At 69.7% G+C, this 6,788-nt stretch carries 9 protein-coding genes; 6 read left to right on the plus strand and 3 right to left on the minus strand.

What is annotated here, in order from left to right; translation table 11 throughout:
- The 6 genes from VGD44_RS11945 to VGD44_RS11970 all read left to right on the plus strand — a co-directional run.
- A partial coding sequence (locus tag VGD44_RS11945) for a glycine cleavage T C-terminal barrel domain-containing protein (RefSeq protein WP_331087227.1) occupies positions 1 to 456 on the plus strand: 456 nt, incomplete at its 5' end.
- A 159-nt stretch (positions 457 to 615) separates the two neighbouring features.
- Positions 616 to 981, plus strand: coding sequence for a glycine cleavage system protein GcvH (gene gcvH, locus VGD44_RS11950; protein WP_331087229.1), 366 nt, complete (start codon positions 616 to 618; stop codon positions 979 to 981).
- Between the two features lie 162 nt (positions 982 to 1,143).
- The gene (locus VGD44_RS11955; RefSeq protein WP_331087231.1) at positions 1,144 to 1,671 is read left to right on the plus strand and encodes a hypothetical protein; all 528 of its coding nucleotides are present in this window, start codon (positions 1,144 to 1,146) and stop codon (positions 1,669 to 1,671) included.
- A 7-nt stretch (positions 1,672 to 1,678) separates the two neighbouring features.
- A complete protein-coding gene (gene gcvPA, locus VGD44_RS11960; protein ID WP_331087233.1) occupies positions 1,679 to 3,013 on the plus strand; it encodes an aminomethyl-transferring glycine dehydrogenase subunit GcvPA in 1,335 nt (444 codons plus the stop codon).
- The gene (gene gcvPB / locus VGD44_RS11965; protein ID WP_331087235.1) at positions 3,013 to 4,593 is read left to right on the plus strand and encodes an aminomethyl-transferring glycine dehydrogenase subunit GcvPB; all 1,581 of its coding nucleotides are present in this window, start codon (positions 3,013 to 3,015) and stop codon (positions 4,591 to 4,593) included. The genes gcvPA and gcvPB overlap by 1 nt, the downstream gene beginning before the upstream one ends.
- A gap of 207 nt (positions 4,594 to 4,800) precedes the next feature.
- Positions 4,801 to 5,196, plus strand: a complete 396-nt coding sequence (locus VGD44_RS11970) for a hypothetical protein (RefSeq protein WP_331087237.1) — start codon at positions 4,801 to 4,803, stop codon at positions 5,194 to 5,196.
- A 283-nt stretch (positions 5,197 to 5,479) separates the two neighbouring features.
- Here VGD44_RS11970 and VGD44_RS11975 read toward each other — a convergent pair whose 3' ends face one another.
- The 3 genes from VGD44_RS11975 to VGD44_RS11985 form a co-directional block, all read right to left on the minus strand.
- On the minus strand, positions 5,480 to 5,971 hold the full coding sequence (locus VGD44_RS11975) for an ATP F0F1 synthase subunit B (protein WP_331087239.1): 492 nt from the start codon (positions 5,969 to 5,971) through the stop codon (positions 5,480 to 5,482).
- 3 nt (positions 5,972 to 5,974) lie between these two features.
- Positions 5,975 to 6,556, minus strand: a complete 582-nt coding sequence (locus tag VGD44_RS11980) for a hypothetical protein (protein WP_331087241.1) — start codon at positions 6,554 to 6,556, stop codon at positions 5,975 to 5,977.
- A gap of 21 nt (positions 6,557 to 6,577) precedes the next feature.
- Positions 6,578 to 6,788: F0F1 ATP synthase subunit C (locus VGD44_RS11985; protein ID WP_331087243.1), on the minus strand; the 211-nt coding region annotated here is incomplete at its 5' end.

Below are 6,788 nucleotides of genomic sequence, written 5' to 3' on the forward strand. Positions count from 1 at the left end.
AAGCCCATCGGCCTGGGCGCCCGCGACAGCCTGCGCCTGGAGGCCGGCCTGCCGCTCTACGGCCACGACCTGGACGAGACCGTCTCGCCGGTCGAGGCGGGCCTCACCTTCGCCGTCAACAAGAACCGCCGCGAGCAGCGCGACTTCCCGGGCGCCCAGCGCATCGTCAAGGAACTGGCCGAGGGCGCGCCGCGCGCCAAGGTCTGCCTGCGCGTGCTGGAGGGCGCCCCCGCCCGCGAAGGCGCCGAAGTCGCCGACGAGGCCGGGAACGTCATCGGCGTCGTCACCTCCGGCGGCCATTCCCCCTGCCTGAAAGCCGGCATCGCGCTCGCCTTCGTCCCCCCCGCCTTCAAGACGGAAGGCACGAAGCTCAAGGTCATCGTCCGCGGCAAGCCGCAAGCCGCCGAAGTCGTCCCCAGCCCCTTCGTCCCCCACCGCTACGTCCGCAAGGTGTGACGATGGCGACGCCCTACGCGCCGCAGGCGCTCTCATTCAAGCCGCGGAAAACGCGGAAAAGCGCGGAAGGGGCCCCGATCTCCTTCCGCGTCCTTCCGCGTTTTCCGCGGTTCAAAACTGGCGCCTTCGGCGCCCTTTCCCGCTTCTAGGAGAGACCCCATGCGCTTCACCAAGGACCACGAGTGGGTCGTCCTACAGGGCGACGTGGCCACCGTCGGCATCACCGCCCACGCCGCCGAGCAGCTGGGCGACGTGGTGTTCGTCGAGACCCCCGAGGTCGGCAAGACCGTGAAGGCCGGCGACGCCTTCGCCGTGGTCGAGAGCGTCAAGGCCGCTTCGGATGTCTACGCCCCGATCTCGGGCGAAGTCGTGGAAGCCAACGGCGAGCTCTCCGGCGCCCCCGAAACCGTCAACGCCTCCCCGGAAGGTGGCGGCTGGTTCGCCAAGGTCCGCGTCGCCAACCCGGCCGAATACGACTCCCTCATGGACCGCGCCGCCTACGAAGCCTTCCTGGCGGAATCCTGACGCCGTGCAGCCCCAGCGCCCCCTCCACCACTTCGTGGTCCCCCTCCCCCGCTTTGCGGGTGAGGTACGGGGCGTCGACGCCGCGAACCTCCCCCGTTCACGGGGGAGGGGGACCACGAATGGGGTGGAGGGGGCGCTAGGGCCGTGCGCCGGAGCGTGCCGATGAGCTTCGATGTCTTCCTGGTTCCGTCTAGTGCTACGCCCGGCGGCCCCGAAGCCCGCGCCGCCACGGACGGGGCGCTCCTCCTCTGCGGCGCGCGCCGAGCGCATCCGGACCAGGACCTGGTGCTTTGCACGGGCGAGGAAGTGGAGTTCTACGGCGCCGACGACGACCCGGGCGGCATGTTCGCGCTCCGCGGCGGCCTCTCGCCGGAACTCGCGCAGGTGATCTTCGAGATCGCCGACGCCACTGCCTGCTACATCATGGCGGCCGACGAAAGCGGCGCGGTCCTGCGAACACCGGGCAACAGCGGCGCCCCATTGCTTGCCGACGAAGACGCCGGTGACGAAGACGAGGTGGCGAGGGAGGTCATCCCGGTCGCCGACCCCGCCGAGCTCGCCCAGCGGCTAATGGGCGGCTTCGAGGCCTGGTCCGGCTATCGGGACGGCATCGGAACGCAGGCTCCGCCCGCCGATGAACCCAACTCACTCCTTGGCCGGTTCTGGAGCCGGCTGACCAAGAGGTCCTGACACGCCGATGCGATACCTCCCGCTGACCCCCGACGACCGCGCTCAGATGCTGGGTGTGATCGGCGCGCCCGACATCGACGCGCTGTTCGCCGACGTGCCCCAGGCGGCCCGCCTGAAGGGCCCCGTCGACCTGCCGCCGCATGCCGGCGAGCTGGAGGTGGAGCGCGAGTTGGCCGCCCTGTCGGCCATGAGCCGCCCGGCCGGCGCCGGGCCGTTCTTCTGCGGCGCAGGGGCCTACAAGCACCACGTGCCGGCGACCGTGGACCACGTCATCCAGCGGTCCGAGTTCCTGACCAGCTACACGCCCTACCAGCCCGAGATCGCCCAGGGCACGCTGCAGGTGCTGTTCGAGTTCCAGACCCAGGTCGCGGCGCTCACCGGCATGGATGTGGCCAACGCCTCCATGTACGACGGCTCCACCGCCTGCGCCGAGGCCGTGATGATGGCCCAGCGGGTGAACCGCCGCGAGAAGGCCATCCTGTCGGGCGGCCTGCACCCGCACTACGCCGCGACCACTCAGACCATCGCCCACGCCGAGGGCATGGAGATCGTGCGCCTGCCGGCCGCCATCGACGCCGAGGCCGCGGTCATCGACGCCATCGACGACCACACTGCCTGCGTCGTGGTCCAGACGCCCAACGTGTTCGGCGTCGTCACCGACGTCTCGAAGATCGCCGAGGCGGCCCATGCCAAGGGCGCGCTGCTGATCGTGGTGACCACCGAGGCCGTCTCGTTCGGCCTCTTGAAGCCGCCCGGCGAAATGGGCGCCGACATCGCCGTGGCCGAGGGCCAGTCGATCGGCAACGCGCTGAACTACGGCGGCCCCTACGTCGGCCTCTTCGCCTGCCGCGAGAAGCTGGTGCGCCAGATGCCGGGCCGCCTCTGCGGCGAGACCGTCGACGCCGAGGGCCGCCGCGGCTACGTGCTGACACTCTCGACCCGCGAGCAGCACATCCGCCGCGAGAAGGCGACCTCCAACATCTGCACCAACTCCGGCCTCTGCGCCCTGGCCTTCACGATCCACATGACGCTCTTGGGCGGCGTGGGCCTGCAGCAGCTCGCCCGCATCAACCACGCCAGGACCCGCGAGCTCGCCGACGCCGTCACAGATGCCGGCCTCGAGGTGCTGACCCCGCGCTTCTTCAACGAGATCGCCGTGCGGGTGAAGGGCTCGGCCGCCAGGCTGGTCGACGACCTCCTGGCCTCCGGCATCGTCGCCGGCGTTCCCTATTCCCGCCTCGACCCGCATGCCGGCCTGGACGACGTCCTGCTGCTCTGCGCCACCGAGACCACCACCTCCGAAGACATCGCGGCCCTCGCCGCCGCCCTCAAGGCCGCCTGATGACCATGCAAAACGTTGGCCGCCCCACCCGCCCGGAAGGTGACGCGAGCACCGCCGGCTTCCAGTCGCTGACCGGCGGCCGCGGCCTCGTCCAGGACGAGCCGCTGATCTTCGAGCTGGACGGCTGGACCAAGACCGGCGTCGACCTGCCCGAGGCCTCGGATCCGACCGACCTCGCCGGCCTCACCCGCGCCTCGCTGGACCTCCCCGGCCTCTCCGAGCCCGAGGCCATGCGCCACTACGTGCGCCTCAGCCAGAAGAACCACGCCATCGACCTGGCGCTCTACCCCCTCGGGTCGTGCACCATGAAACACAATCCCCGGCTGAACGAGAAGGCCGCCCGCATGGCCGGCTTCGCCGACCTGCACCCGCTGGCGCCTGTCGCCACCGCCCAGGGCGCGCTCGAGCTCATGGACCGCCTGGCCCACTGGCTGAAGACCCTGACCGGCATGCCCGCCGTCGCGCTCTCGCCCAAGGCTGGCGCCCACGGCGAGCTCTGCGGCCTGCTCTGCATCAAGGCCGCCCACGAGGCCGCCGGCCACGGCCACCGCCGCACCGTCCTGGTCCCCACCTCGGCCCACGGCACCAACCCCGCCACCGCCGCCTTCGTAGGTTATAACGTAACAGAAATCGCCCAGACCGACGACGGCCGCGTCGACCTCGCCGACCTCGCCGCCAAGCTCGGCCCCGACGTGGCGGCAATAATGGTAACGAATCCAAATACTTGCGGGCTATTTGAACGCGACGTGATCGAGATTGCGCGCCTGACCCACGAGGCTGGCGCCTACTTCTACTGCGACGGCGCCAACTTCAACGCCATCGTCGGCCGCGTCCGGCCGGGAGACCTTGGCGTGGACGCCATGCACATCAACCTGCACAAGACCTTCTCCACCCCGCACGGCGGCGGCGGCCCCGGCGCGGGTCCGGTGGTGCTGTCGGAGGCCCTGGCGCCCTTCGCGCCGGCTCCCTGGGTGGTCAGCGGCGCGGGTGGTCTGCAGCTGATCGAGGAGGCCGTGGGCGAGGCCGCGCTGGCCTTCGGCCGCATGTGCGCGTTCCAGGGCCAGATGGGCATGTTCGTCCGCGCCTACGCCTACATGCGCAGCCACGGGTCGGACGGCCTGCGTCAGGTGGCCGAGGATGCGGTCCTCAACGCGAACTACATCAAGGCCCGACTCGCCGACGTCATGACGCCCGCCTTCCCGGACGGGCCGTGCATGCACGAGGCGCTGTTCGACGACCGCTGGCTGGAGGGCACCGGCGTGACCACCCTCGACTTCGCCAAGGCGATGATCGACGAGGGCTTCCATCCGATGACCATGTACTTCCCGCTGGTCGTGCACGGTGCGATGCTGATCGAACCTACCGAAACCGAGTCCAAGCGCGAGCTCGACCGGTTCTGCGAAGCGCTGCGGTCTTTGGCCGCAACGGCCAAGCTTGGGGAAGTGGACCGGTTCAAGAACGCCCCCCACCTGGCCCCGCTGCGCCGGCTGGACGAGACCCTGGCGGCCCGCAAACCCAAGCTTGTTTGGCGGCCTGAATCCGCACCGATTCAACAGGAAGCCGCTGCCGCCTCGCGCTGAGCCTGAATTCGAAGGTTCGGTACTGCCAAGCTTGTTCGTGGCTTTGAGGCCGCGCAGGTGTGGCGCCGGCGCCATCAGCGGTGGAATAGCGGCGCGTTAGGAAAATTTAACGGGCCAGCGTCTTTACGATTCCAGACTACGTACGCATATGGGGTCTGTGACGGCGGGACCTCCCCGCTCCGCCGCTCGCCCCCCAGGACTATTCACGTGTCTTTCGCCATGCCCTCTTTGCGCGTCTATCGCGCCACGGACGACTTCGCGCGCGAAGTTGCCATCCGCATCAAGCGGACGGGCATGGTGCTGCTTGGCTTCGCGATCATCGCGGCCGGCGTGCTGATCGCGCCGCTGCCGGGTCCCGGCGGGATCCCGGTGATCGTGGTCGGGCTGATGATCGTGCTGCGCAACTCGTTCAAGGCGCGGCGGCAGTTCGTGAAGCTGCACCGGGCCCACCCGCGGGTCCTCTCGCCGATCCGCCGCCTCCTGCGGCGCGATCCCGAGGTGGTGGCGCTGTTCTACCACCAGACGCTGCGGGTCGAGCGGATCCTGCTGCCGTCGCGCATCCGGTTCATCAAGCCGCTGCGTCGGAAGTTCCGTCGGCGCTGAGGCGCCTCTCCGCTCCTACAGTGTCATCCCGGTTTCGGCGAAGCCCAGGACCGGGATGACAATCCGTGTGTGGGGTGAGTTAGGAACGAAGCGTCCACGAACCCCACAACGGTCAGGAACAGTCCGGAACCGGCGCATCTCCCCAGGTGGAGCGCCGCAGGCTGTTCGAGCGGTTGTGGGGTCCGTGGACAGGTCGCAGGCGCGCAGCATTCCCCAACGCTGCGCATCGACCACGGGCCGCCATCTCCGGGTGCAGGGGAGACCGCGGCGGCCCGATCTCAAGCTATTGCAGCTTCCCCGCCAGCTGGCCGATCGCCTTGTCGATCAGCGGGTCGGACTTGGCGCCGCTGAGGCGGGCGACCAGCACCTGCTCAGCCATCTGGGCGGCCAGGTCGGCGGCCGCGGCGCGGACTTGGGCTTCGGCCTGAGCCTCGGCCTGGGCGATCTTGCGCTCGGCCATCTGGCCGCGGCGTTCGATCTGTTCGGCGAGCTTGGCCTGAGCCTCGACGCCAAGGCGCTGGGCCTCTTCCTTGGCGTTGGCGAGGATCTCGGCGGCCAGCTTTTCGGACGCCTCCTTCTGGGCCTTCACCTGGTTCAGCAGGTCCTGGGCCTCGCGACGCAGGGCGTCGGCTTCGTCCAGCTGGGCCTGCACCTTTGCGCCGGCGTCGCCGAGCGCCTTCCAGGCCAGCTTGTGGACGCCGGCCCAGACGAGAACGCCCAGGAAGACGACGAAGGCGATCGCCACCCAGAAGTGGGAGTCGAGGAGAAGCGCCATGGTCTATCCCTTCGCCGCGGCGGCCAATTCGGTCGCCGTGACAGTCTTGCCGGTCAGCTTCTCGACGATCGCCTTGGCGGTGTCGGAGGCAATGCCCGACACGTTCGTCATGGCGGCCTCGCGGGCCTTGGCGATCCGCGCTTCGGCTTCCGCGCCGGACGCGGCCAGCTTGGTCTCTTCCTCGGCGAGGCGGGCGGCGATCTCGGCCTGGGCCTTGGCCCGGGCTTCCGCCGCCACCTTCTGCGCCTGAGCGCGCGCCTGGGCGGCTTCCTGGGCCGCGGCCGCAGCTTGCGCGTCGGCCTCGTCCTTCATTCGCCGGGCCTCGGCGATGTCGCCGGCGATCTTGCCCTCGCGAGCTTCGATCGTGCCGCCCACCTTCGGCGCCGCAAAGAAGCGCACGAAGAGCATCAGCCCGAAGAAGATGATCAGGAACCAGAGGATCTGGCCCGGCCACTGCGCGAAGTCGAACTGCGGCAGGCCGCCTTCGGCGTGCTCCGCCGCAGCGGCTCCCTCATGGGCGCCGGCGGCGCCGGGCTCGTGGCCCGGTGCGGCGGGCGCCGCGTGGTCTTCAGTCTGCATCGCCATGGGGCGCGCTTCTCGTCCGTCTTAGCCGAACAGGATGATCAGCGACACGACGAAGCTGAACAGGCCCATCGTTTCGGTCAGCGCCATGCCGAGGAACAGCATGGTCTGCTGGCTGGCGGCGGCCGACGGGTTGCGGATCGCGGCTTGCAGGTAGTTGCCGAACAGGCTGCCCAGGCCGACACCGGCCCCGATCATGCCCGAGGTGGCAAGGCCAGCGCCGATCAGCTTCGCG

The organism is Phenylobacterium sp. (assembly GCF_036402295.1).
Classification (GTDB): Bacteria; Pseudomonadota; Alphaproteobacteria; order Caulobacterales; family Caulobacteraceae; genus Phenylobacterium.